The sequence below is a fragment of the Variovorax sp. 05N34 genome (assembly GCF_056397405.1).
Window position 1 is genome coordinate 234,600 of the sequence record NZ_JBFTNI010000009.1, and the last position, 25,676, is coordinate 260,275.

At 65.3% G+C, this 25,676-nt stretch carries 23 protein-coding genes; 15 read left to right on the forward strand and 8 right to left on the reverse strand.

All coding sequences use genetic code 11. From position 1 onward, the window contains the following. Positions 1-4 precede the first annotated feature (4 nt). Together AC1DMA_RS23925 and msrA are read right to left on the reverse strand one after the other, a co-directional pair. A complete protein-coding gene (locus AC1DMA_RS23925) occupies positions 5-310 on the reverse strand; it encodes an acylphosphatase (RefSeq protein ID WP_478126986.1) in 306 nt (101 codons plus the stop codon). A gap of 13 nt (positions 311-323) precedes the next feature. Further along, positions 324-905, reverse strand: coding sequence for a peptide-methionine (S)-S-oxide reductase MsrA (gene msrA, locus AC1DMA_RS23930; RefSeq protein ID WP_478126987.1), 582 nt, complete (start codon positions 903-905; stop codon positions 324-326). Between the two features lie 96 nt (positions 906-1,001). Between msrA and AC1DMA_RS23935 the strand changes: the two genes are divergently transcribed. The 7 genes from AC1DMA_RS23935 to AC1DMA_RS23965 all read left to right on the forward strand — a co-directional run bounded on the left by AC1DMA_RS23935 (position 1,002) and on the right by AC1DMA_RS23965 (position 9,861). Then, a complete protein-coding gene (locus AC1DMA_RS23935; protein ID WP_478126988.1) occupies positions 1,002-1,676 on the forward strand; it encodes a TetR/AcrR family transcriptional regulator in 675 nt (224 codons plus the stop codon). Beyond that, positions 1,673-2,860, forward strand: coding sequence for an efflux RND transporter periplasmic adaptor subunit (locus AC1DMA_RS23940; protein ID WP_478126989.1), 1,188 nt, complete (start codon positions 1,673-1,675; stop codon positions 2,858-2,860). The genes AC1DMA_RS23935 and AC1DMA_RS23940 overlap by 4 nt, the downstream gene beginning before the upstream one ends. A gap of 10 nt (positions 2,861-2,870) precedes the next feature. Further along, complete coding sequence (locus AC1DMA_RS23945; RefSeq protein ID WP_478126990.1) at positions 2,871-6,101, forward strand: efflux RND transporter permease subunit; 3,231 nt, start codon at positions 2,871-2,873, stop codon at positions 6,099-6,101. Between the two features lie 20 nt (positions 6,102-6,121). Continuing rightward, the gene (locus AC1DMA_RS23950) at positions 6,122-6,808 is read left to right on the forward strand and encodes a protein-L-isoaspartate O-methyltransferase family protein (protein ID WP_478126991.1); all 687 of its coding nucleotides are present in this window, start codon (positions 6,122-6,124) and stop codon (positions 6,806-6,808) included. 13 nt (positions 6,809-6,821) lie between these two features. Next, the gene (locus tag AC1DMA_RS23955) at positions 6,822-7,160 is read left to right on the forward strand and encodes a rhodanese-like domain-containing protein (protein ID WP_478126992.1); all 339 of its coding nucleotides are present in this window, start codon (positions 6,822-6,824) and stop codon (positions 7,158-7,160) included. A gap of 166 nt (positions 7,161-7,326) precedes the next feature. Next, positions 7,327-8,826 (forward strand): TolC family outer membrane protein, encoded by a 1,500-nt coding sequence (locus AC1DMA_RS23960; protein ID WP_478145701.1) that lies wholly within the window; start codon positions 7,327-7,329, stop codon positions 8,824-8,826. Positions 8,827-8,976: 150 nt separating this feature from the next. Then, on the forward strand, positions 8,977-9,861 hold the full coding sequence (locus AC1DMA_RS23965) for an autotransporter outer membrane beta-barrel domain-containing protein (RefSeq protein ID WP_478126994.1): 885 nt from the start codon (positions 8,977-8,979) through the stop codon (positions 9,859-9,861). 16 nt (positions 9,862-9,877) lie between these two features. Here the strand turns inward: AC1DMA_RS23965 and AC1DMA_RS23970 are convergent, their stop codons facing one another. Both AC1DMA_RS23970 and AC1DMA_RS23975 read right to left on the reverse strand, forming a co-directional pair. Next, complete coding sequence (locus AC1DMA_RS23970; protein WP_478126995.1) at positions 9,878-11,236, reverse strand: 3-deoxy-D-manno-octulosonic acid transferase; 1,359 nt, start codon at positions 11,234-11,236, stop codon at positions 9,878-9,880. Positions 11,237-11,247: 11 nt separating this feature from the next. Continuing rightward, entirely contained in the window at positions 11,248-12,630 is a 1,383-nt protein-coding gene (locus AC1DMA_RS23975; protein WP_478145702.1) for a phosphomannomutase/phosphoglucomutase, read from the reverse strand. Between the two features lie 109 nt (positions 12,631-12,739). On the opposite strand from AC1DMA_RS23975, the gene AC1DMA_RS23980 reads away from it, so the two are divergent. Genes AC1DMA_RS23980 through AC1DMA_RS23990 form a run of 3 tightly spaced genes read left to right on the forward strand, consistent with a single transcriptional unit; the run spans position 12,740 to position 15,785 of the window. Next, positions 12,740-14,278 carry a DNA-3-methyladenine glycosylase 2 family protein gene (locus AC1DMA_RS23980; protein ID WP_478145703.1) on the forward strand — a complete coding sequence of 513 codons (1,539 nt, stop codon included), beginning with the start codon at positions 12,740-12,742 and terminating at the stop codon, positions 14,276-14,278. Between the two features lie 8 nt (positions 14,279-14,286). Then, positions 14,287-14,811, forward strand: coding sequence for a methylated-DNA--[protein]-cysteine S-methyltransferase (locus AC1DMA_RS23985; RefSeq protein ID WP_478126998.1), 525 nt, complete (start codon positions 14,287-14,289; stop codon positions 14,809-14,811). Continuing rightward, positions 14,811-15,785 (forward strand): DMT family transporter, encoded by a 975-nt coding sequence (locus tag AC1DMA_RS23990; protein WP_478127089.1) that lies wholly within the window; start codon positions 14,811-14,813, stop codon positions 15,783-15,785. The genes AC1DMA_RS23985 and AC1DMA_RS23990 overlap by 1 nt, the downstream gene beginning before the upstream one ends. Here AC1DMA_RS23990 and AC1DMA_RS23995 read toward each other — a convergent pair. Then, complete coding sequence (locus AC1DMA_RS23995) at positions 15,735-16,496, reverse strand: DUF1345 domain-containing protein (protein ID WP_478145704.1); 762 nt, start codon at positions 16,494-16,496, stop codon at positions 15,735-15,737. The two genes, AC1DMA_RS23990 and AC1DMA_RS23995, sit on opposite strands and share 51 nt — an antisense overlap. A 28-nt stretch (positions 16,497-16,524) precedes the next feature. Beyond that, positions 16,525-17,403 (reverse strand): mechanosensitive ion channel family protein, encoded by an 879-nt coding sequence (locus AC1DMA_RS24000; RefSeq protein WP_478127000.1) that lies wholly within the window; start codon positions 17,401-17,403, stop codon positions 16,525-16,527. A gap of 133 nt (positions 17,404-17,536) precedes the next feature. Here AC1DMA_RS24000 and AC1DMA_RS24005 point away from each other — a divergent pair, with 133 nt between their 5' ends. Both AC1DMA_RS24005 and AC1DMA_RS24010 read left to right on the forward strand, forming a co-directional pair. Next, the gene (locus AC1DMA_RS24005; protein WP_478127001.1) at positions 17,537-18,253 is read left to right on the forward strand and encodes a c-type cytochrome; all 717 of its coding nucleotides are present in this window, start codon (positions 17,537-17,539) and stop codon (positions 18,251-18,253) included. A 6-nt stretch (positions 18,254-18,259) separates the two neighbouring features. Continuing rightward, on the forward strand, positions 18,260-19,528 hold the full coding sequence (locus AC1DMA_RS24010; RefSeq protein ID WP_478145705.1) for a cytochrome c: 1,269 nt from the start codon (positions 18,260-18,262) through the stop codon (positions 19,526-19,528). Between the two features lie 21 nt (positions 19,529-19,549). Here the strand turns inward: AC1DMA_RS24010 and AC1DMA_RS24015 are convergent, their stop codons facing one another. Beyond that, the gene (locus AC1DMA_RS24015) at positions 19,550-20,524 is read right to left on the reverse strand and encodes a cupin domain-containing protein (RefSeq protein WP_478127003.1); all 975 of its coding nucleotides are present in this window, start codon (positions 20,522-20,524) and stop codon (positions 19,550-19,552) included. Positions 20,525-20,716: 192 nt separating this feature from the next. Here AC1DMA_RS24015 and AC1DMA_RS24020 point away from each other — a divergent pair, with 192 nt between their 5' ends. Together AC1DMA_RS24020 and cueR are read left to right on the forward strand one after the other, a co-directional pair. Then, a complete protein-coding gene (locus tag AC1DMA_RS24020; RefSeq protein WP_478127004.1) occupies positions 20,717-22,966 on the forward strand; it encodes a heavy metal translocating P-type ATPase in 2,250 nt (749 codons plus the stop codon). Positions 22,967-22,983: 17 nt separating this feature from the next. Then, positions 22,984-23,379 carry a Cu(I)-responsive transcriptional regulator gene (gene cueR / locus AC1DMA_RS24025; protein ID WP_478127005.1) on the forward strand — a complete coding sequence of 132 codons (396 nt, stop codon included), beginning with the start codon at positions 22,984-22,986 and terminating at the stop codon, positions 23,377-23,379. Here cueR and AC1DMA_RS24030 read toward each other — a convergent pair. Further along, positions 23,376-24,023 (reverse strand): HEAT repeat domain-containing protein, encoded by a 648-nt coding sequence (locus tag AC1DMA_RS24030; protein ID WP_478127006.1) that lies wholly within the window; start codon positions 24,021-24,023, stop codon positions 23,376-23,378. The two genes, cueR and AC1DMA_RS24030, sit on opposite strands and share 4 nt — an antisense overlap. Positions 24,024-24,145: 122 nt before the next feature. On the opposite strand from AC1DMA_RS24030, the gene AC1DMA_RS24035 reads away from it, so the two are divergent. Continuing rightward, a complete protein-coding gene (locus AC1DMA_RS24035; protein ID WP_478145706.1) occupies positions 24,146-25,651 on the forward strand; it encodes an ATPase domain-containing protein in 1,506 nt (501 codons plus the stop codon). Positions 25,652-25,676 lie beyond the last annotated feature (25 nt).

Consider the following 25,676-nt stretch of genomic DNA (forward strand, 5'->3'; position numbering starts at 1 on the left):
CGGCCTAAGCGGTGGGCAGGCGTTCGAACCCATCCAGCCTCTTGGAAGGCCGCTGCACGTCCGTAACCTCGATCGAGTCGACCCGCGCTCCCGGAACACCCGTGCGCAGCCACTCGCACATGTGCGCCAACTGGCTCGGCCATCCTTGCAGCAGGACTTCGACCGAGCCGTCCGCCCGATTGCGCACCCAGCCGGTGACGTCGAGCGCGCGTGCATGCCGCACGCACGCTTCGCGATAGCCCACGCCCTGCACCCGGCCGCGGACCCGGACGGACCGGCTCTCCAGCCCGCCCGTTTCGCTGGAACTCATCGAGCGCTCCGAGTCAAGCTTTCAGATACGAAGCGAAGGTCTTCTGGAACTTCTCGACCTTCGGCCCGACGACGAAAGAGCAATAGCCCTGGTTCGGGTTGTTCAGGAAGTAGTCCTGGTGATAGGCCTCGGCCGTCGAGTAGTTGTCCAGCGCCTTCACCTCGGTCACGATGGGCGAGCGATAGGTCTTGCTTTCGGTGATCTCGCGGATCACGTCTTCGGCCACCTTCTTCTGCGCATCGTTCGTGTAGTAGATGCCGCTGCGATACTGCGTGCCGACGTCGTTGCCCTGGCGGTTGAGCGTGGTCGGGTCATGCACGACGAAGAAGATCTCCAGGATCTGTCGAAGCGAGATCTCGACGGGGTCGAATTGCACCTTCACGACTTCGGTATGGCCGGTGCGCCCAGTGCAGACCTGTTCGTAGCTCGGATGCATGACCTGGCCGTTGCTGTAGCCGGATTCGACGTCGACCACGCCGCGGACGCGATCGAACACGGCTTCGGTGCACCAGAAGCAGCCGCCGCCGAGGACGATGGTTTCCGTTTGCGCCGTCGTTTTCGTCGTGGCTGCCGTTGTGGTTGTCGGGTCGGTCATGAGGGCTCCAGAGACGTATTTGTCGAACCAGCATTTTGACGGCTTGACGCAAATTGGGCGCCTCACTACATTACTAACCCGCCAGTCAGTAACCCAATGCCAGCCCCCCGATTCCTCAGCGACAAGATCTGTCCGGTGCGCGCCAAGCGCGAGCGCCGCAAGGAAGCCCGTCCGGGCGAGTTGCTCCAGGCCGCGCTTGATCTGTTCGTGGAAAAGGGCTTTGCCGCCACCCGATCGGAAGAGGTCGCGGCGCGGGCCGGCGTCTCCAAGGGCACGCTCTTTCTCTACTTCCCGAGCAAGGAAGAGCTCTTCAAGGCGGTCGTCGTCGAAAACCTCTCCGGCCGATTCACTGAATGGAACCGCGAGTTCGAAGCCTTCGAAGGCTCCACGGCCGACATGCTGCGCTATTGCATGCGCATCTGGTGGGAGCGCGTCGGCTCCACCCAAGCCTCCGGCCTCGCCAAGCTCATGCTGAGCGAAGGCCGGAATTTCCCTGAGCTCGCCGAGTTCTATCGGCGCGAAGTGGTCCGCCCCGGACACGCGCTGCTGCGGCGCATCGTGCGGCGCGGCGTCGACAGCGGCGAGTTCGCGCCGGTCGACGTGGACCTTGCCATCTATGCCGTCATCGCTCCGATGATGTTCCTGATGCTGTGGAAGCACTCTGCTGCCATTTGCGTCGACGGAGAATCCGAAATCGACCCCCAGAAGTACCTGGCCCTCCAGGCCGAAATCGTCCTCAACGGCCTGCGTGCGCCCAAGGCCGGCGTATGAAGCGTTCCATCAAGTGGGTCGCCGCGGCCCTCATCCTCGTTCTTGTGCTCGGCGGCATCGTGCGCGCCATTGGCGCCCGCAAGGCGCATCAGGCAGCCGTTGCGGCAAGCGCCAAGCCGGCCGCAACCGTGGTGGAGCTTTCATCGGCCGACGTGGTGCGGGCGACCCGCCGCGAACTCGCCGAAACCCTGGCGGTGTCGGGCACGCTCAAGGCGGTCGACTGGGCAGCGGTCAAGGCACGCGTGGCGGGCGAACTCATCGGTCTCACGGTGCGTGAAGGCGATACCGTCAAGGCAGGCCAGGTCATCGCACGCATCGACCCGATCGAATACCGCTCCCGCATGCGTCAGGCCCAGGAACAGGCCGATTCCGCCCGCGCCCAGGCCGAAGTGGCACAGCGCACCTTCGACAACAACAAGGCCCTGGTCGACCAGGGCTTCATCTCGCGAACGGCGCTGGACACCTCGCAGTCGAATCTCAATTCCGCACTCTCCACGCATCGCGCGGCGCTTGCCGCCGTGGATGTGGCCCGCAAGTCGCTCGACGACACGGTGCTCAGGAGCCCCATCACCGGACAGGTGGCTCAGCGGCTGGCGCAGTCCGGCGAGCGCGTGGCCATCGACACCAAGGTGATCGAAGTCGTCGACCTGAGCCGCATCGAAGTCGAAGCCACGCTGGCCGCCGCCGACTCAGTGGCGGTTCGTGTGGGCCAGCGTGCGGTGCTTCAGATCGAAGGCGGCGGCGCCGACCGCCAAGGCAGCGACCGCAGCCTCGGCGCGACCGTGGTGCGCGTCAACCCCAGCGCGCAGGCAGGCAGCCGCAGCGTGCTCGTCTATCTGCAACTGGACCGCAGCACCGGCTTTCGCCAGGGGCTCTTCGCTCAAGGCACGATCGACGTGGGCCGCACGGAAACACTCGCATTGCCTTTGTCCGCGGTGCGCACCGACAAGCCCGCACCTTACGTGCAAATCGTGATCGACGGCCGCATCGCGCATCGCACGGTCGAAACGGGCATGCGTGGCCACGCGGAAGGACAGACCATGGTGGCGGTGCGCGGCATCGACGATGGCGCGACAGTGATCGCGGGCAGTGTCGGTCCGCTTCGCGAAGGCACCGCGGTGCGTCTCACGCCGGTCGCCTCGGCCGGCTCGGTTGCGAGCGCGGTCGTGCGTTCCAACCCCTGAGCGGCGCACCATGTGGTTCACCCGTGTCAGCCTGAAGAATCCCGTCTTCGCGACGATGCTGATGCTCGCGCTGGTCGTGCTCGGCGCCTTCTCTTACCAGCGCCTGCAGGTCGATCAGTTTCCGAACATCGACTTTCCGGTGGTGGTCGTGATCACCGAATACCCCGGCGCATCACCTGAAATCGTCGAAAGCGAAGTCACCAAGAAGGTCGAGGAAGGCGTCAATTCGATCGCCGGCATCAACGCCCTCACCTCTCGCAGCTATGAAGGCCAGTCGGTCGTCATCATCGAATTCCAGTTGTACGTCGATGGACGCAAGGCGGCAGACGACGTGCGAGAAAAGGTCGCGTCGGTGCGCCCGCTGTTCCGCGACGAGGTCAAGGACCCCCGCGTGCTGCGCTTCGATCCGGCCTCGCGCGCGGTCTGGTCGGTGGCCGTGCTGCCCGACGGCAAGAAGGACACGCAACCCAGCGCCGTGGAGTTGACCAACTGGGCCGATCAGGTCCTGAAGAAGCGTCTCGAAAACGTGCGTGGCGTGGGCTCTGTGACGCTCGTCGGCGGCACCCGGCGCGAGATCAACATCTATCTCAACCCGCAAGCGATGGAAGCCTTTGGCGTCAGTGCGACGCAGGTGGTCGATGCGGTCCGCAACGAAAACCAGGCGTTGCCGGTCGGCTCCGTGCGTTCGCTCGAGCAGGATCGCGTGGTGCAGGTCGATGCGCGCATGGAGCGGCCCGAGGACTTCGGCAAGATCATCATCATGCGCAAGGGCGGTGCACCGATTCGCGTGGAGCAGGTCGCGACGGTGAGCGACGGCGCCCAGGAAATCGACAGCCTCGCCCTCTTCAATGGCCAACGCACGCTGCTGTTGTCGGTGCAAAAGGCGCAGGACGAAAACACGATTCAGGTGGTCGATGGCCTGACCAGGGCGATTGCCGAGATTCAGCCCCAACTGCCGCCGGGCGTCAGGCTCGAACCCATCGCGGATGCCTCGCGGCCGATCCGTGTCGCGGTCGAGAACGTTCGCCACACGCTGATCGAAGGCGCGGTGCTCACGGTGCTGATCGTGTTCCTGTTCCTGAACTCGTGGCGCTCGACGGTCATTACCGGCCTGACCTTGCCCATTGCGCTGATCGGCACCTTCTGGTTCATGGCGATGTTCGGCTTCACCATCAACATGGTCACGCTGATGGCGCTGTCGCTGTGCGTGGGGCTGCTGATCGATGACGCCATCGTGGTGCGCGAGAACATCGTGCGCCACGTGCAGATGGGCAAGACACCCTTCGCGGCTTCGCTCGACGGCACGCAGGAAATCGGCCTTGCGGTGCTTGCGACCACGCTTTCGATCGTCGCGGTGTTCCTGCCGATCGGCTTCATGGAAGGGATCATCGGCAAGTTCTTCCACGAGTTCGGGATCACCATCGTTGCCGCCGTGATGATCTCGATGTTCGTGAGCTTCACGCTCGATCCGATGATGTCGAGCATCTGGCACGACCCGGCGATCGATCGGCAAGGCAAGCGCGAGGCGCCGGTCACCTTCTACGACAAGACCATCGGCCGTGTGACCGGATGGTTCGATTCGGCGACCGAGCGGATGGCCGAGGGCTATCAGGGCATTCTGCGCTGGGCGCTCGTGCACAAGCTCACGACGCTGCTCGCGGCACTCGGCATCTTCATCGGCAGCATCTTCATGGTGCCGCTCCTGGGCACCGAATTTGTTCCCAAGGCCGACTTTTCAGAGACGGCGATCAACTTCTACACGCCGGTCGGCTCATCGCTCGAAGTGACCGAAGCCAAGGCGCGGCAAGTGGAAGCCGTGCTGCGCGAAATGCCCGAGGTGCGCTACACGCTCACCACCATCAACACCGGCGATGCCCAAGGCAAGATGTACGCGAGCATCTACGTGCGGCTGGTGGACCGCAAGGCGCGCAGCCGCAGCGTCGACCAGATGTCGACGGTGCTGCGGGAGCGGCTGCGCTCGGTGCCAGGCATCACGGTTACGCACGTCGGGCTGCGCGATTCCGTCGGCGGCAACAAGCCCATCGAGTTCTCGCTGCAAGGCACGGATTTCAAGGAACTCGAACGGCTCACGCAACGCGTGATGGATGCGATCCGTCCCATTCCGGGGCTGGTCGATCTGGATTCCAGCCAAAAGCCGAACAAGCCGACGGTGAGCGTGGTGGTGCGGCGCGATGCCGCATCGGACCTCGGCCTAGGCGTCGCGCCGATCGCTGCTTCGTTGCGCACGCTGGTGGCGGGCACCACGGTCGGCAATTGGCGCGCCCCGGACGATCAGACCTATGACGTGAACGTGCGGCTCGCTCCAAACGTGCGCAATTCGCCGGCCGACCTCGCGCGGTTGCCGTTCGTCAGCACGGCCGTGGGCGCCAACGCCGACGGGTCGAGCCGCATCGTGCGGTTGCAGCAGGTGGCCGAAGTGCGTGAGTCGACCGGGCCGAACCAGATCAACCGCCGTGCGCTGGCGCGCGAAGTCGCCATCAACGCCAACGTCGATGGCCGCTCGGCGGGCGAGGTGTCGGCGGACATCCGCAAGGTACTCGCGGAAATCGCCTTCCCGCCCGGCTATGGTTGGCAGTTCAGCGGATCGACCAAGAACATGCAGGAATCGTTCGGCTATGCCGTCTCGGCGCTGGCCCTGGCGATCATCTTCATCTACATGATCCTCGCGAGCCAATTCAAGAGCTTCCTCCAGCCGCTGGCGCTCATGACAGCGCTGCCGTTGACGTTGATCGGCGTGGTGCTGGCACTGCTCATCTTCGGCTCGACGCTGTCGATGTTCTCCATCATCGGCATCGTGATGCTGATGGGCCTCGTGACGAAGAACGCCATCCTGCTGGTGGACTTCGCGATCCGCTCGCGCGAGCCGGGCATCGATCAAAACGGCACCGCGGTGCCTGGGTTGCCCCGGTCGGAAGCGCTGCTGCTGGCCGCTCGCGTGCGCCTGCGTCCGATCCTCATGACCACGCTGGCGATGATCTTCGGCATGGTGCCGCTGGCCTTTGCGGTCAGCGAAGGCTCCGAGCAGCGTGCGCCGATGGGACAAGCGGTGATCGGCGGCGTCATCACCTCGTCGCTGCTGACGCTGGTCGTCGTGCCGGTCGTCTATTGCTACATGGACGATCTGGCGAACTGGGCTCGCCGACGCTGGGGCCGTACTCCGAAGGCCGCTCCCGCCGGGGCAACCCTGGAGCCCGCGCCTAAAATTGAAGGTTTGTCCTGAGCCCGACGTAGGAAAAGCACATGAATCCCACCCCTTCTCTGGAGCGCCTGCGCTTCAACATGATCGAACAGCAGATCCGCCCCTGGGATGTGCTCGATCTCGAGATCCTCGCCCTCCTCTCGAAGATGCGTCGTGAGGACTACGTTCCCCAGGCGCACCGTGGCCTGGCCTTCTTCGACATGGAAATCCCGCTCGAAGACGTCAGCACTCCCAGGGAACCCGGCCAGTGCATGCTTTCGCCCAAGGTCGAGGCGCGCATGTTGCAAGACCTCCACGTCCAGAAGCACGAATCCGTGCTCGAAATCGGCACGGGTTCCGGCTTCATGGCCGCACTGCTCGCTCAACGCGCCGCGCAGGTGCTGACGCTCGAAATCGACCCCAAGCTCGCCGCCACCGCCGCAGAGACGCTGCGCCGCAATGGCGCGATGAACGTCGAGGTGCGCCATGCGGACGGCTCCAAGCCGCTGCCGAGCGGCCCGACCTTCGACGTGATCGTGCTGAGCGGCTCTGTCGCGCGCATTCCGCAGGGCCTGCTGAGTTCCCTCAAGCCGGGCGGCCGGCTTGGAGCGATCGTCGGTGACGAGCCGATGATGCGCGCCAACTTCGTCACCCGCGTGAGTGAAGGCAAGTGGGACACCACGCAGCCGTGGGACATCGTTGCGCCCCGCCTGCTCAACTTTCCTGTGCCTTCGCGATTCAACTTCTGATCCCCGCCCTTTCATGATCGATCAAATCCGACCCGCCGATCTCGCCGATTGGTTCGCACGAAACCCGAACGCGACGCCGGTGGTTCTCGACGTGCGCGAGCCGTGGGAACTGCAGACGGCCAGCGTGGACCCGAAAGGTTTCACATTGGCGACGATCCCGATGAACGAGATTCCGGCGCGGGTCGGCGAGCTCAATCCAGGGCAGCGCATCGCCTGCCTGTGCCATCACGGCGCACGCAGCCAGCGCGTCGCGGCATTCCTCGTGCAGAACGGCTTCGACGAAGTGGCCAACATCGTTGGCGGCATCGACGCGTGGTCGGCTCAACGCGATCCTGGCGTACCACGGTACTGATGGCTCGCCCCCAGGCTTCGCGCACTTCGTGTCGCTTCGCCCACCCCCTGCCGGGGGCAACACCGGCGGCCTGGCAAAGCCAGTTCCGCGGTGTTCCTGGGTTTGGCTGCGAGGGCGTTCGCTCGATGCTCGGCAAATTTGCTTTTGATTCTTTCAAGGACGTTTCATGCCCGTTCCCAGGCTTCTTCCTCTTTCGGCAGCGCTCGCGACGTTGTTCGCAGCGGCGATCGCGCTGCCGGCTCATGGCCAGAGCCTGATTGAACTTTATGACTCGGCGCGCAGCTATGACGCTACGTACCAAGGGGCGCGTGCTCAGTTCGATGCGAGCTTGGCGCGGGCTGCGCAGGCCAAGGCTGGGATCTTGCCGACGGTCGGGCTTTCGGCCAATGCCTCGTCCACGCACCAGGAGCTGTCGACCGACAACTTGTCGGCCACTCGCGGCTTTCCAAATCAGTCTGCCGGCATCAACGCGACGCAGCCGCTGTACCGCCCCGCCAACTGGGCGCTCTACGAGCAAAGCAAGCGCCAGGTCGACATTGCACAGGCGACCCTCACGATCGCTGAGCAGGATCTGGTCGTGCGGGTGAGCCAAGCCTATTTCGACGTGCTTTCCGCGCAGGACAGCCTGGCGCTGGTCCGCGCGCAGAAAGTCGCGGTGGCCGAACAGTTCGCTTCGGCCAAGCGCAACTTTGAGGTCGGCACTTCCACCATCACTGATTCGCGGGAGGCACAGGCGCGCTACGACCTCGTTCTCGCACAGGAGATCACGGCCGAGAACGATCTGCAGGTCAGGAAGATCGCGCTTGACCAACTGGTCGGCCGCACAGGAACCAACCCGACGCCATTGGCCGCGCCGGTGGTTCTGCCACCGGTGCTGCCGGCCGACATGAACGCCTGGGTGACACAAGCGGAGGCTGTGCATCCCGCCATTCAGCAGGCGCAACTCGGACTTGACGTGGCCAAGCTCGAAGTCGAGCGGGCCGAAGCCGGTCACAAGCCGACACTGGACGCGCAGCTTGGCTACAACGCCACGAACAATCCGCAAGGCACCAGCACAAGCACCAGCACTGGCCGCGTGAACGTGCGGGCGGCGAGCGTGGGAGTGGTGTTCAACCTGCCGCTCTTTGCGGGCTTCGCGACCGAAAACCGCATCAAGGAAACGCTTGCGCTCGAAGAGCAGCAGCGCCAGTTTCTCGAATCGACCCGACGCAACGTCTCGCAAAGCACGCGCTCGGCGTACCTGGGGCTCATCTCGGGCGCGGGACAGGTCAAGGCGCTCGAAGCCGCGGAGGCTTCCAGCCAGAGTGCGCTTGACGCCAACCGGCTCGGGTATCAGGTCGGCGTGCGGATCAACATCGACGTGCTGAATTCGCAAAGCCAGCTCTTCCAGACCAAGCGCGACCTCGCGGTGGCACGCTACAACGTGCTGGTGGGCAATCTCAAGCTGCGGCAGGCAAACGGCACGCTGACGGCGGACGACCTGCTTGCGGTGAACAACACACTCGCGACCAATGGCCGCGCGAGCGTCGACAGCGCCGCCTCACCGGACCAGCCTTCGGCGGCAACGCAGAGCCCGGTACCTGTCGAGCCGACGCCGAGCCTGACCCCACCGCCGAGGATGGCCGTGCCGCCACCGCCGCCGGTCATCGCGCCGCAAAGGCGCTAGTTGCCGGACCGAATAATCGCAAATCGTCGTTTGCAGGCAACTCCCCAAACGCTCACAATCGACGCACAATAGGTTACGGGTGTTCCGGTTCTTCCCGCGTTCTCCCGCGGTTTCCGGGTCATCGGATGGGTCCAGAAGGAGGGTTCGGCCGTGCGTGATGCGTCTCCTCTGTCAGCGGGCAGGTCGCCCGGGCAACGCGTACCGCGGTTAGCGGTCGCTGCCGCACTGTGCGCCGGCAGCGTTGGTGCTTATGCGCAGCAGTGTCCTACGTCCGGCTTCGGCGCGGCCGCCCTTTGTTCCGCCGGCCGCCCGAGCAATTTCAACAGCGATGCCGCGGCCGATGTCACGCAATGGTCGCTCTTCAGCGGAACCGACCGATTGCACCTGGGCACCACCGTCACCAGCGACCCGACACGCCTCGGAGACTCTCCCGGCGGCAGCATGGGTATCTACGGCACCTGGTACCAGGACGATCGGACTCGGCAAGGCTGGTACGCCGACCTGCGCGGGCAGTTCGGCGCATCCGACAACCGCGTGGCGCCCCTCTCCTTGGCCGGGACGGATGGCCGTTCCCGCGTGGGCCTTGCGTCTGCCGAACTCGGCTATGCCATCCCGCTCGGCGAGGCAGGCGGCTGGACACTGCAGCCTCAAGGGCAGCTGATCTATCTGCGCAACAACAACTACAACCTGCTCGACACCGACTTTTCCAGCATCGAGGCCAGCAAGCGCGCTGGCTGGGCATCGCGAATCGGTATTCGCGTGCAGCCGAACTGGGTGCAGAACTCGGGCTGGCGCTTTCGCCCCTATGCCGCCATGAACTGGTGGCACGACGATCTCAGCGATGAAATGCTGATCACCCAGCCGCCGACGCGCGACCTCTATCCGAGCAACCGCTACGAGTTGAAGGCCGGCGTCAACGTCGACTTCAAGCAGGGTTTGGGCGCCTGGGGAGACCTCGGGTGGCAATGGAACAACCAGTCGACCCAGCCCTATCAGGCCTGGACCGTGCGCGCCGGCATGAAGTACGCCTGGTAGATCTCCAGCGCCGCAGTCACTCCAGGTGAGGCTCGGCCCGCTCTTCGGGCTCGGTGGGCGACGCCCGCTCGGCGATCTCAAGCAATGCAGCGGCGGTACGTTCTGCCGCGCCGCGATTTGATGAAGCAAAGGCGAACGCCGCCTGGGCCATCGCTTCGCGCCGTTCGGGTTTTTCGACCAGCTTGAGCGCAGCCCTCACCGCCTGCTCCATGTCGGCCACGCGTGCCGAAGCACCGGCGGCCAGAGAGAGTTCCGCCGCTTCGGCGAAGTTGAAGGTCGATGGGCCCATGATGACGGGGCATCCGCAGGCTGCGGCTTCAATGAGGTTCTGCCCACCGAGCGGCTCGAAGCTGCCGCCCAACAGGGCGACGTCAGCCAAGCCGTAGTAAAGCGCCATCTCGCCCAGCGAATCGCCGAGCCAGATTTCGGCTTCGGTTGGCGCACCGGCGGCGCTGCGTCGCGCTACGGCGAATCCGTTCGATTCGATGAGAGAGGCCACTTCGTCGAAGCGCTGTGGATGGCGCGGCACGATCATCCACTGCACATCGTGTACGCGCTTGGCAATCGACTGCACCGCATCTTGCGCGGGAGGCACCGGCGCCAGGGCACCGAAGCGCTTGAGCACGTCGAGCAACTGCTGCTCCTCGCCGTCGCGCGAACTTGCGAAGATGATCACCGGCCGCGGAAGCTGGGTGCGCAGCTTGGCCGCCGCCGCGAGTTGCCGGGCGTCAGGCGTGGCGTCGAACTTGAGATTGCCAAACACGCCAGCGACTTTCGCGCCCAGCGACACCAGCCGGTGCGAATCGGCCTCGGTCTGCGCCCACACTGCTGCGAGAGATGAATACGCGGGCCGTGCAAGCCAGCCCAGGCGTTCGGCCCCGGCAAGCGACTTCTCGTTCAGGCGCGCGTTGGCGAGCACCAGCGGAATCCCGCGCTCGGCGCAGGCTGCGGTCATCTCGGGCCACACTTCGGTTTCCATCAGCACGCCGATGCGCGGACGGAAGCGATCGAGAAAACGCGCCACCGGCTCCGGGGCGTCCCACGGTTGCCACACCTGCAGATCGCCCGGTTCGAGCAATTTGGCCCCTTCCTCCCGACCGGTCGCGGTGCCGTTGGTCAGCAGGATCGGAATACCGGGCAACTGGCGGCGGAGTTCTTCGATGAGGATGGCCGCAGCGCGCGCCTCGCCGAGGGACACGGCATGGATCCAGCACCAGCCCGTCCCCTTGGCCGCTTCGTCGTAGTGGCCGAAGCGCTCTTCGACGGCCAGCGCGTAGCCCGGCTCGGCAGCCGCGCGCCGCCGAAGCTTGCGGCGCACCAGCGGCTTGGCCAGCGTTGTGACGGCGCCGTAGAAGCGCAACAGCAAGGAACGCACGCTTCTCGGCTTCAGTGGGCGGCTTCGGCGAGCGACGCGTCCGGCTTGACGCTCTTGAGCAGCGTGAGCATTTCTTCCTCGATGCGCTTCAGCGCTGAATCGGTCTGGCCTTCGAAGCGCAACACGAGCACCGGCGTCGTGTTGGAGGCACGAATGAGTCCGAAGCCATCAGGCCAATCGACGCGCAAGCCATCGATGGTCGACACCTTGGCAGGCGCCGCGAACTTTGCCTTTGCGACGAGTTGATCGACCACGGAATGCGGCTCGCCTTCGGCGCATTTCACATTGAGCTCGGGCGTCGAGAAGCTGGTCGGCAAGGCGTTGAGCACATCGCTCGCGTCCGGGCTCTTGCTCAGGATCTCCAGCAAGCGGCAGCCGGCATACGTGCCGTCATCGAAACCGAACCAGCGTTCCTTGAAGAAGATGTGGCCGCTCATTTCGCCGCCCAGCGGCGAGTCGATCTCCTTCATCCTGGCCTTGATGAGCGAATGGCCTGTCTTGAAAATCATCGGCTTGCCGCCCGCGGCCTCGATGGCAGGCCCAAGGCGCTGCGAGCACTTGACGTCATACACGATGGTCCCGCCCGGCACGCGCGACAGCACGTCCTGCGCAAACAACGCCATCTGCCGATCGGGAAAGATGTTGTTGCCGTCCTTGGTGACGATACCCAGGCGGTCGCCGTCGCCGTCGAAGGCCAGCCCCAGTTCGGCATCGCCGGACTTCAGCGCGGCGATGAGATCCTTGAGGTTCTCGGGCTTGCTGGGATCGGGATGGTGATTGGGGAAGTTGCCGTCGACTTCGCTGAAGAGTTCGGTCACTTCGCAGCCGATGGCCCGCAGGATCGCCGGAGCGGTCGCGCCCGCGATGCCATTGCCCGAGTCGACCACGATCTTGAGCGGCCGCGCAAGCTTGATGTCGCTGGTGATGCGCGTGGTGTACGCCTCGGTCACGTCGACCTTGCGCACGCTTCCGCCGGGGGCCAGCTTTGCGCTGTCGGCTTCCATGACCTTGCGAAGGCCCTGGATTTCGTCGCCGTAGATCGCGCGACCCGCCAGCACCATCTTGAAGCCGTTGTAGTCCTTCGGGTTGTGGCTTCCCGTGACCTGGATGCCGCTGGTGCACAGCGTATGGGCTGCAAAGTAGAGCATCGGGGTCGTGACGGCGCCGACGTCGATCACCTCCACGCCGGTGGCGACCAGGCCCCTGATCAGCGCCTCAGACAGCGAAGGGCCCGAGAGGCGCCCGTCGCGTCCGACCGCCACCGCCTTCTCGCCGGCCGCGCGCGCAGCGCTGCCGAAGGCCTTGCCGAGCGCCTCGGCGACTTGCGCGTCGAGCGTGGAGGGAACCACGCCGCGGATGTCGTAGGCCTTGAAGATCGAAGCGCTGATCTGCATTAAGCAACCCCTGGAGTTCAGAAAATGAAGACGATTGTAGGCATGGCCTTTTGGAGCCAGATGTCCGGAAATGGCTACTCTTGGCTCGGCGCAAACGTATCATCCTTGCATGCCATCCATCCCCGCCTCCACAGCCGGACTCGAGAGCGACGCGTGCTATTTGGCCATGAAGGCGCACGATGCACGCTTTGACGGGTCCTTCTTCACGGGCGTGACCTCTACCGGCGTCTATTGCCGGCCGGTCTGCCGCGTGAAGGTGCCCCGGCGCGAGAACTGCTGCTTCTTTCGCCATGCCGCGCAGGCCGAGGCCGCGGGGTTCCGGCCCTGCCTGCGCTGCCGGCCGGAACTCGCGCCCCGCGCCGCGAGCTGGTCGACCGAGGACGCATCGCGCATCCTCGCGCTGCAGGCGGCGCGCTTGATCGACGAGCCCGACGCCTGGGCCGACGACGGCCCGGGTGCGGCACGCATCGCCGCGCGTCTGGGCGTCAGCGATCGCCATCTGAGGCGCATCTTTGAAGCGCAGTTCGGCGTGTCGCCTCTGCAGTATTTGCAGACACGGCGCTTGCTGGCCGCAAAGCAATTGATCGCCGACACGCAGTTGCCAATGACGCAGGTTGCCCTTGCCAGCGGATTCGCGAGCGTGCGGCGATTCAACGCGGCTTTTCTGACCCACTACGGCCTGAACCCCAGCGCACTGCGCCGCGCCGGCGCCTCGGCTGGTGGAAAGGAGCGGGAAGGTGTCGATGTCAAGCTGGGGTTTCGACCGCCTTACGACAGCGTCGCGATGCTGGATTTCTTCGCGCGCCGCGCGCTGGGCGGCGTCGAGCTGCTGTCGGACATCAACGGCACCAGGCAGTTCGCGCGCACGCTACGCATCTCCAACAACGGCCGCACTTCGCAAGGATGCTTGCAGCTTCGCTTCGACCCGCAGCGCGAACAGGTGCTGCTGCGCGTCAGCGACTCGCTGGCGTCGGTGCTGCCCATCGTGATCAGCCGCGTGCGCGCCATGCTCGATCTCGATGCCGAACCCATCGCCATCAACAGCGCACTGCACGCCAGCTTTCCGCACGGCGATGGCCTGCGCGTGCCGGGCACGGTCGATGGCTTCGAGATTGCCGTGCGGGCGGTGCTCGGCCAGCAGGTCACGGTCGCGGCTGCACGCACGCTGGGCTCGCGGCTGGTGCAAGCCTTCGGCGAACCGATCGTCACGCCCATCGAAGGGCTGGACCGACTCTTTCCGACGCCCGCGGCCATCGCCGGCGCAAGCGGTGACGCGCTCGGCCAACTCGGCATCGTGCGGCAGCGCCAGGCGGCACTGCTCGCAGTCGCGCGCGAATTGATGGAGGGCCGACTCGCGCTGCATGCCGGCGCCGATGTGCCCGCGACCATCGCCGCGTTGCAGGCTTTGCCCGGCATTGGCGACTGGACCGCGCAATACATCGCAATGCGCGCCCTGCGCTGGCCCGATGCCTTTCCCGCGGGGGATGTCGCGCTGCAAAAGGCGCTCGGCGTCACCACGGCACGCGCTGCGGCGGAAGCCTCTGTAGCATGGCGGCCCTGGCGTGGCTATGCCGTGCTGCGCGCGTGGCACAGCCCCCCGTCCGCTCCGCCCGTCGACGCCGCGGCGGTCGTCCCCGCCACCGTCTGATGATCCCCATGAAATTCAAGACTTCAACGATCTACACCGCCCATCTCGACAGCAAGCTCGGGCGCATCATCCTGGCTGCGACGGACAAGGGCCTCGCCGGCGTCTGGTTCGAGCGCCAGCGCCACTCGCCTGACATGACCGGATGGCAGGCAGCGTCGGAGCATCCGGTCCTTCGCCAGGCGGCCGCACAACTCGAAGAGTATTTCGATGGCCGGCGCCAGCATTTCGATCTGCCGCTCGATCTGTCGCACGGCACGCCCTTTCAGCAGTCGGTCTGGCAGGCGCTGCTCGCAATTCCAGCAGGAGGAACCACCAGCTACGGCGCGATCAGTGCCGGTGTCGGCAAGCCCGCTGCCGTGCGTGCCGTGGGCGCGGCGGTCGGTCGCAACCCGATCAGCGTCATCGTGCCCTGCCACCGGGTTCTCGGCTCGGACGGTTCGCTCACCGGGTACGCAGGCGGCCTCGATCGCAAGACCGCGCTGCTCGAACTGGAAGGCGTGCTGGGCGCCGCGCTGACTGAGGTGTGTCCATGATGAGCGAAGCCGAATGCACAGTGGCCGCTCCAGCCATCGCGAATCCTGCGGCGTCGATCGTGAAACCCAAGCCAGCCAACCTTCGATGGCTCGTCGACCTGTTGCTGCTGGGCATGCTCTGGGGCGCATCGTTTCTTTTCATGCGTATTGGCGCGGCCGAATTCGGGGCGCTGCCGACTGCGGCAGTGCGCGTGGCGATCGCGACCATCTTCCTGCTGCCCTTGCTGTGGATGCGGGGGCAATGGTCGGCGTTCAGGCAGTACTGGAAGCCGGCGCTCGGCGTCGGCGTACTCAATTCAGGCATGCCGTTCGCATTCTTCGCATTTGCGCTGCTGACCCTCAACAGCGGCCTGGCGGCGGTGATCAACGCCACCGTGCCGATGTTCGGGGCGCTCGTCGCATGGGCATGGTTCGGCGATCGGCCCGACCGCTCGCGCATCCTTGGGCTGGTGATCGGCTTTGCCGGAGTCGCGATGTTGGCCGGGCGTGGCGCGGGATTTCATTCAGGCGCGGACGAAGGCGCCGCGCGCTGGGCGATTGCAGCGTGTCTTGCGGCCTGCGTCTGCTATGCGGTTTCGGCGAGCATGACCCGCAAATACCTGGTCGGCGTGCCTGCATTGGCAACCGCGACCGGCAGCCAGATCGGCGCCACGCTGGCGCTCGTGGTGCCGGCCGTCTGGCTCTGGCCCGCCCAGATGCCGAGCATGCATGCGTGGCTCGCGCTCGTTGCCGTCGGCACTGCTTGTACCGGCCTCGCCTACATCCTGTTCTTCAGGCTGATCGAGAACGCGGGACCGGCGCGCGCGCTGACGGTGACCTTCCTCGTGCCGGTGTTCGCCCTCTTCTATGGCGCCGTCTTCCTGGGCGAAGAGATCACGCGATGGATGCTGATCTGCGCGGTGGTGATCGTCTGTGGTGTCGCGCTATCGACAGGGCTGGTCAGACTGGGTCGCACCGGGCGCCAGGGTGCCTGAAGGCGCTGACGGCGGCGAAGGCGGCGACTGCATCGACGCAGCCACCACGTTGATGGACAGGGCCAGCACCAGCATGTTGAAGGTGAAGGCAAGGACCCCGTGCACGAGCGTGATGCGCCGCATCTCTCGCGATGTGACCTGCACGTCGGACACCTGCGATGTCATGCCGACCACGAAGGAATAGTAGAGGAAGTCGAAGTAGTCCGGCTCGGACTTGCCCGGGAACTTCAGGCCGGGATGCTCGGCGTTTGGGCCCTTTGCGCTCTCTTTCTGCTCGCGCTGGTAGTAGCGATGCGCGTAGTGAAAGGCATAGATGGTGTGAATCACCAGCCACGAACACGCGAGGCCCGCCAGCCCCAGGGCGATGTGGCCGACGCGGTGTCCACCGCACAGCTGCGGCACCTGCTGCAGCAACATCGCGATCACTCCGACCGCGACACCGACCGCGACCAGCATGATCAGCAGGATCCACGCTTGCGGCTGATCGAGTTGCTGGGAGCGCATGCGCGTTCCCTCGGCTGTCGAGGTCTCCGCCATCCACCACGCCGGCAGCAGATACGCGACTGCCGCGACGCACCAGCCCACCAGCCCGCGGGTCGCATCGTCGAGCGGCCAATGAAGAAGGGGAAGCGCCAGGCTCACAACCAAGCCGAGGAAGGCGCCGGACAGCAGACGCTGCCAGCCGGTCATCCTGGTGAAGTGCTTTCGCATGCCGGCAACTGTAGCGCCAGCGCTCGCGTCAGGTTGCAGGCGCTGAATTGGAGACGGAGGGGCCGTACAGCGCCATGCGCGGAAGGTGCAGTTCGATGCCTGAATGATCGAAAGCGATCTTGAGGCGACGCAGGTATTCGCGGCGAACGCTCCATTGCTGCAAGGGCATCACCTTGAAGCGGCAGCGCAGCACGACCGCGCCGTTCTCGAAACGCTCGACGCCTGCCATTTCCAGGTTCGCCAGGATTCTTGCCGCAAAGGCAGGATCGGTCTGCAGCATGGTGGCGACGTCCTCCATCAGGGACATGACGTGGTCGATGTTCTCGCGGGAAGAGACGCCGACTTCGACCACGGCCTGCGCGAAAGAGCGCGACATGTTGGTCACTGTCGTCACGAGGCTGTTGGGCACGAAGTGAACGTTGCCTTCGTAGTCGCGCAGCCGGACATGGCGCAGCGTGATGTCTTCGACGATGCCGCTGAGATCGGCGATGGTCACGAAGTCGCCGGTGCGGATCTGGTCCTCGAACAGGATGAAAAAGCCCGTGAAATAGTCCTTGACGAGGCTCTGCGCGCCGAAGCCGACGGCAAGCCCGACGACACCGGCAGCGCCAAGGATCGGCGCCAGCGATATGCCGAGTTCGGCCAGCACCAGCATGACCGCCACCACGCTCACTGTCAGTGCAATCAGGTAGCGGACCACGCGCCCGAGGGTCTCGGCGCGCTGAGGGCCATCGGCCGCGTCGAGCCGGGCCTCCACCCGAAGGCGAACGGCGCCGACGACCCGTTGCAGCACGAGGATCGCCATCCAGGCCGCAGCCACGATCAGCAAGATGCGCAGCCCCGACAAAACGGTTGCGCTCCACTGCTCCCAATCGATACGGCCGAGCGCTTGCAGGTATTGATTCATGCGATCGATTCTCCGGAGGTGCCGCCTTTTCTGCGGCACCGGAACGATCTGAAAATCACTGCGAACTGTCCGACTTCGTGTGCCGCAATCGCGTTACGCTCCGGCCTGCTCGATGTCAGCCAATGAATTCCGAATGAACATTCCCCGTCTTCTTGCCGCCCTGCTCACCGCTTGCGCCATGCCGGGACCGGCGCTTGCCGCACCGCCTGCGCCGGGGCACGTTCCCGACACCATCGAACAGCGCGTCGCCGCGTGCATTGCATGTCATGGCCGCGAGGGTTCGAGCACCGAGGCGGGCTATTACCCTCGCCTTTCCGGCAAGCCGGCGGGCTATCTCTTCAACCAGCTGCAGAGCTTTCGGGACGGTCGTCGCTTCAATTCGGACATGGTCCACATGGTGCGGCATCTGTCGGATGCCTATTTGCGCGAGATCGCCGAGTATTTTTCGTCCATCGACCTGCCCTACCCGCCCGTTCCCACCACCACCGACGCCACGCCCGAGATGCTGGCGCGCGGCAAGGCGCTGGTGTTCCAGGGCGATCCCGCGCGCGACATCCCGGCTTGCGTTCGCTGCCACGGCGAAGCACTGACCGGTGTGCTGCCCGGCATTCCCGCGCTTGTGGGCCTGCCGCGCCTCTATCTTTCATCTCAGCTGGGCGCCTGGATCACCAACGAGCGCCACGCGCTCGCGCCCGATTGCATGGCCGAAGTGGGCCGCAAGCTCACGTCGGCCGACATCAACGCGGCGGCGAGTTGGCTCGCGATGCAGCCGGTGCCTGCCAACCCGAAGCCGCAGGCCAACGCGCCGAGCCCCGTCCCGATGGCGTGCAGTGCGCTGAACAACAACTGAGCCGCCATGCGACGCTTTGTTTATCTGCTGACCTTCGTGATCACGCTCGCTGTTCTTGCGGGACTCGCCATCATCGGACTCAATCTGCGCGGCGAGGACAAGCTGCCGGACACACCTGCCGCCTTCGATCCCTCGCCGGCCCAGGTCGAACGCGGGCGCTATCTCGCGCTGGCGGGCAACTGCGCCGGATGCCACACCGCGCTCGGCGGCGCGCCGTACGCTGGCGGCGTCGGCATCGAGACGCCCTTCGGCACCGTCTTCGCGAGCAATCTGACGCCCGACCCGAAGGCGGGCATCGGCAACTGGAGCGCCGACCACTTCTGGCGGGCCCTGCACAACGGCCGCTCGAAGGACGGGCGTCTGCTCTATCCGGCGTTTCCATATCCGAACTTCACGCGCGTGACGCGCGAGGATTCGGACGCGATCTTTGCCTACCTGCGCAGTGTTCCGCCTTCGCCCATGCGCAACCTTCCCCACCAATTGCGCTTTCCCTACGACACACAACCGGCGCTTGCGGTCTGGCGGGCGCTTTCGTTCACCCCCGGCACCTTCGCGCCGAACACCGCCAAATCGGCCGAGTGGAACCGGGGCGCCTATCTGGTCGAAGGTCTCGGCCATTGCATTGCGTGCCACGGCAGCCGCAATGTGCTCGGCGCCACCCAGGAGAAACTGGGTCTCTCGGGCGGGCTCATCGCGATGGAAAACTGGTATGCGCCTTCGCTCACCTCCAATCGCGAAGCAGGGGTTGCGGACTGGGATCCGCAGGATGTGGTCGAGCTGCTCAAGAACGGGCGGTCCGCGCGCGGCTCCGTCATGGGGCCCATGGCCGACGTCGTGTTCGGCAGCACCCAGCACCTCGAAGAGGCAGACCTGCACGCAATGGGCGTGTACCTCAAGGCACTGCCGAGCACCGCGTCCGCCGCGGCGCGGACCGCTCCGATCCGGCGCGATGCGCGCACCATGGAACGGGGCGCCAAAATCTTCGACCAGCGCTGTGCCTACTGCCATGGCGACTCGGGCCAGGGTGCCGAGGGCGCGTATCCGCCGCTCGCGGGCAACCGCGCGGTACTGATGGATTCGGCAGTGAACCTGATCCAGATCGTGCGGCACGGCGGCTTCCTCCCTTCGACCGGAGGCAATCCGCGCCCTTACGGCATGCCACCCTTCAGCCCGGTCCTGGACGACAGCGATGTGGCAGCCGTGCTGACCTACGTTCGCGGCTCCTGGGGCAACGACGCATCGCCGGTTTCACCGCGCGACATGATGCGCCAGTGAGGGCGGGCGTTCGGTCCAAGTTCAATAGGAGCCGGGCGGCGGCTTGAAGCTCATCGCGTTCTTCGTCTTCATCGCATAAGACACGCGCGCCAGTGTCGACTGGGCGACGCCGATGACCTTGCCCAGCGGCGATTTGAGCGCATCCGCCACCGGCGACTCCCCCGGCTGCGCCGGCGACAGCCCGCACCTGCGCATCAGCCGGTTGAACTGGTGAATGCGCGCTGTCTTGCGCGTATGCGCGGTGTAGAAGTTCACGCCGATCGAGATCGCCACGCGGTCGCCGGGCGCCGTCCACTCCGCGTCCGAGCGCGTCATGTGAGGCGAAGTGCTCGGGAAGTAGATGCCATCCCCCGCCCGCGCCTCGAATTCATGGCTGCGCGCGCGGAACTCATCCTTGAGCCGGACCTTGCGCGCCGAGTGGGCGACGATGTAGTCCTCCACCGCCTCGGCCGGCACGACCACTCGATCGGTATGGTCCCAGACGTTCATCACTTTCCGTCCGTGCAGCATCAGCCAGAAATTATTCTCGCGGTCGATGTGGAACGGCGTCACCGAAGGCGGCGCCGAGATGAAGATGAAGCCGGTGACCATGAAGATCCCGCGCTGCTCTCGCATGATGGTTTCGCGCACGTTGTCCAGCACGTTTTCGAGCAGCGCCCGATATCGCGGAATGGCTTCGACGTCGTAGAGCGCGATCCATGAACCCGGCTCCTCGATGCGCCGGAAAACCTCCTCGATGCTGCGCCCGTCCGGATGATTGCTGTCATGCGCAAAGCCCGAAGCCTGCGTGATGCCGGGTCTCACGAAGCGGCATTGCTTGAGCGGGACGAGTTCTTTCGCGAGCGCCTCGAGTTCCGTCAACTGGAATAGCGGGTGCCGGTCATAGGTGTGATGCAGCCGCCCGACCTTGTGGGTCGTGAAGCCCGCGGGGTCATCCACCCACATCCGGCAATCGGCGGTCAGGCCCGTGATTTTGTCGATTTCGCTCGCTCCCATGAGACTTCCTTGAGGTGATCCCGGAAGAATACGTGGACGTAACAAAAAATACTAAATAACTTTCGATGTAGTACTAAAGGCCAATATGCGACGGAGCGGCTGGGCCCACTTGACCCCACTTGACCCTCCCATCATGGAAAGGTTGAAACTCACGGCACTTCGCATTGAGCACGAAACAGACAGGAAAACCGAATGAACAACAGCTTGGCGCTTTCGCCCGGCGCATCGAACGGGCTTCGCGAGTGGTCGCTTCCCATTGAAGGCATGACTTGCGCGTCCTGCGTCGCGCGGGTCGAACGATCGCTGGCCGGCGTACCCGGCGTCACCGAAGCCAGCGTCAATCTGGCGACGGAGGCGGCGAACGTACGCACTGATGGCTCGGTCGAACTCGCCACATTGCGGGCCGCTGTCGAAAAGGCGGGCTACAGCGTCGGCGAGGAAGAGGCCCCGCCCCCCCATGGCGGCGAGACGCCCGTTGCAGGCGCGCCGCCGGCGAAGCACCGCGGGCGCAACGATGCTTGGCCCGTTGTCGTCGCAGCCATCCTTTCCGCACCCCTCGTGTTGCCGATGTTCGGCATTCTCTTCGGCGAAGAATGGATGCTCGACGGCTGGCTGCAATTCGCCCTGGCAACGCCCGTCCAGTTCTGGCTGGGGGCGCGCTTCTATCGATCGGGATGGAAGGCGCTGAAGGCGCGCGCCGGCAACATGGACCTGCTGGTTGCGCTCGGCACGTCCGCGGCCTATGGACTCAGCGTTTATCTCCTGCTTTTCACCCCGGCCGACGAGGGGATGTCGCATCTCTATTTCGAGGCGTCGGCCGTCGTCATCACCCTGGTGCTGCTCGGCAAATGGCTGGAAACACGCGCCAAGCGACAGACCACCGAGGCCATCCGCGCGCTCAACGCGCTACGCCCGGAGCGAGCCCGCGTGCGAAAAGAAGACGGCGAGCACGACCTGCCCCTGGAGCAGGTCCGGATCAACGACCTCGTGGTCGTCCGGCCCGGCGAAAGGGTGCCGGTGGATGCATGGGTCGTCGAAGGCAACAGCGAAGTCGACGAGTCGCTGATCACCGGCGAAAGCCTGCCGGTCACCAAGCAGGCGGCCGACGCCGTCACGGGCGGCTCAGTCAATGGCGAGGGGCTGCTGCTCATCCGGACGACCGCGATCGGCGCGGAGTCGACGCTCGCGCGCATCGTTCGGCTGGTCGAATCCGCGCAGGCGAAGAAGGCGCCGATCCAGCGGCTGGTGGACCAGGTCAGCAGCGTCTTCGTGCCCGTCGTCATCGGCATCGCCCTGCTCACCTTCATCGGCTGGGGCATCGCAGCAGGCGACTGGGAGACAGCCATATTGAACGCCGTCGCGGTGCTCGTCATTGCCTGCCCCTGCGCGCTGGGTCTTGCGACGCCGACTGCCATCATGGCCGGGACCGGCGTTGCCGCGCGGCATGGCGTGTTGATCAAGGACGCTGAAGCCCTCGAAGTCGCGCACAAGGTCAAGGTCGTCGCGTTCGACAAGACCGGCACGTTGACCGAAGGGCGCCCGGTGCTCATTGCCTGCGAATCCGTCGACGGAAACACGCATTCGTTGCTGCGCGCGAGCGCCGCCATTCAGGCCGGCAGCGAACATCCCCTGGCGCGTGCGACGCTCGCCGCAGCGAAAGACGCCGGCATCGAAATCCCGCGCGCCAACGCCGTGCGAGCGATTGCGGGGCGCGGCATGTCGGCTGTGGTCGAGGGCCATGAGATGCGACTCGGAAGCAGCCGCTTCATGCAGGAGTTGTCGGTGCCGCTCGGCACGCTCGAAGGACTCGCTTCGCAGCTGCAGTCAGAAGGCCGCACCGTCTCATGGCTTGCGGACTTGACCGATGGCCGCACGCTGATCGGCATGCTTGCTTTCGGCGACACGCCCAAGGCATCTGCCGCCGAAGCCATTCGGCAATTGCATGCGCAAGGCATTCGCACTGCACTGGTCTCCGGCGATAACCGCGGCAGTGCCGAAGCCGTGGCGCGCGCGCTCGACATCGACACCGTTCGCGCGGAAGTTCTGCCGGAAGACAAGGCGGACATCATTGCCCAACTGAGGTCCAACGGCGACTGCGTGGCGATGGTCGGCGACGGCATCAACGACGCGCCCGCGCTGGCTGCCGCCGATGTGGGCATCGCGATGTCCACGGGCACCGACGTTGCCATGCACGCGGCGGGCATCACGCTCATGCGCGGCGATCCGGCGCTGGTGGGCGATGCGATCGACATCTCACGCCGCACCTACGCCAAGATCCGGCAAAACCTGTTCTGGGCCTTTGCCTACAACGTGGTTGGCATTCCGTTGGCGGCGTTCGGACTGCTGAGCCCGGTGATCGCGGGCGCCGCGATGGCTTTCAGCAGCGTGAGCGTGGTGAGCAATGCGCTGCTGCTGCGGCGCTGGAAAGGCAATGCGCGATGAGAGCTGCAGGAACATCCATGGGCCCCTTCAACATCGGCGAGGCCGCGGCACGCTCGGGCGTTTCCGCGAAGATGGTGCGGCACTACGAGTCGCTCGGACTCGTGCCGAATGTGTCGCGCACCGATGCCGGCTATCGGCAATACACCGAGAGCAACGTGCATACGCTGCGCTTCATCCGGCGTGCGCGCGATCTGGGTTTCAGCATGGCCGAAATCGGCGAGCTCCTGAAGCTCTGGCAGAACAAGGGCCGCGCAAGCGCCGACGTCAAGCGCATCGCGCTTTCACACGCCGAAGACCTGCATCGCCGCATCGAGGAAATGACGGCCATGAAGCGCACGCTGGAGCGCCTGGCCGAATGCTGTCATGGCGATGAGCGACCTGATTGCCCGATCCTTGACGAGCTGGCGGACTAGGTCTGCGACTGGCAGTGCGTGCCAATCCACTGCCGCCACTGCGCAGCAGCAGCTGCGCGCACTGCCTGATCCGGCTCCATCGGATCGTAGGCGCCCAGCGATTCCCAAAGCGGTTCCCACTCACCGGCCTCGGGCATGGCCGATACCAGGGTCCGCAGCACGACGCATGCACGCTGGCGCGTGAGCGGGTTGGGCGCACCGAGCAGCGGCACGACGGCAGGCAATGCATCACGGCCGCGTGCAATCAGCACATAGGTGGCAACGGTATGGGGTGGATGAAGTTCATCCGGATAGTCGTCGATGGTGCGCACGAGCGCATCCAACGCGCGAGGGTCGCCGATGGACGCCAGCGCCTGCGCTGCGCGCGCACGGACCCGCGGCTCGGCGTCGTCCAGCGTGCTGGCCAGCGCTTCGGCGGCTGAGGGATCCGCGACTTCAGCGAGTCCCTCCGCCGCCATTTCGCGCGCTTCGGGCTGGGTGCTTGAAAGTGCGCGCAACAGCGTCGCCGTCGACGCACGGCCGGCCACGACCAAGGCGGCAAGTGCGCTGGCGCGATCGAGGGGGTCTGCGGCGTCGAGGCCGCCCATGTCCTGACTCATGGCGCCGTAGCGTGACAGCACACAAGCCGGGCCGATGTAGGCCACCGCCGCATGCCGCGATGCTCTCCTACGGCGGCCTCGTACCTCGCCTCACATCGAGCTCTCGCGACCGCATACAAAATCACGCGTCGCGTTGCTGCGCTAACCTCCCGCAATCCGGAGATTGAATGAAGGCACTAATCCCGGCCGCCACCAAAGCGGCCACCTTGACCCCTCTGTTGCAGTTTGGAGTACCGGGCCTGGACGACGTCCTCGGTGGCGGCCTCACGGCCCACAGGCTCTACCTGTTGGAGGGAGCGCCGGGCGCAGGCAAGACCACGGTGGCCATTCAGTTCCTTCTTGAAGGCGCATTGCAGGGTGAGTCGGTGCTCTACGTCACCCTCTCCGAAACGACGGGCGAACTCAAGAGCGTGGCTGATTCACATGGATGGGATCTGGGTGCCATCCAGATCCGCGAAATGCTGCCCGCTCACGACGCCCTGGAGCCCGACGAGCAATACACGATGTTCCATCCGTCCGAGGTGGAGCTCAGCGAAACGACGCTGAAGATCCTGGCGGACGTCGACGTGATCAAGCCGACGCGGGTCGTTTTCGATTCGCTGTCGGAGCTGCGCCTGCTGGCCGGTGGCTCGCTGCGCTATCGGCGGCAGATTCTGGCGCTGAAGCAGTTTTTCTCAGGCCGGCAGTGCACCGTGCTTCTGCTGGACGACATGACCGCCATGGAGCACGACCTGCAAGTCCAGAGCATCGCGCATGCAGTCATCCGCCTTGAGCAAGTGATGCCCGACTACGGATTGGCGCGGCGCAGGCTCACCGTCACCAAGTACCGCGGCATGGCGTTTCGCGGTGGCTACCACGACTACAAGATCGTGCGCGGCGGCCTGCAGGTGTTCCCGCGGCTGATTGCGGCGGAACACGCGACCCCGATCGAGCAGACGCGCATGCCCAGCGGACTGTCTGCCCTCGACGACCTTCTCGGCGGGGGCATCGAGAGGGGAACCAGCACGCTCTTCGTCGGCGCTCCCGGCACCGGCAAATCGACCGTTGCCGTGCAGTTTGCGATTGCCGCAGCGATGCGCGGCGAATGCGCAGCCCTCTTCTGCTTCGACGAAAGCATCAACACCTTGCGCACGCGCTGCGCCGGGATGAACATGGACCTCGGGCCGCACCTCGATTCAGGCGCCATTCGCGTGCGGCAGGTCGACCCTGCAGAGCTTTCGCCCGGCGAATTCGTGCACGAAATTCGCGAGGTCGTGGCAAACCATGGCGCGACGGTCGTCATCATCGACAGCCTGAATGGCTATCTCAATGCCATGCCCGACGAGCGCTTTCTCATCGTCCAGCTTCACGAGCTGCTGACCTATCTGGGCCAGGCCGGCGTCGCGACGATGCTGATCGGTGCGCAGCACGGCCTGATCGGCATGCAGATGCAGACGCCTGTCGATGCGAGCTACCTTGCCGACTCGGTGGTGCTGCTGCGCTACTTCGAGGACGAAGGCGAAGTGCGGCAGGCGATCTCGGTGCTCAAGAAGCGCGGCGGTGCGCATGAGCGCAGCATCCGCTCGTTCTCACTGGGCAGCAACGGCATTTGTGTCGGGCCACCGCTGCGCAACTTCCGCGGCATCCTGTCGGGCATTCCCATCCCGCTTGACGGGGTTCGGGCCCAAACGTGAGCCATTGCGAGACGGACCTCGATTT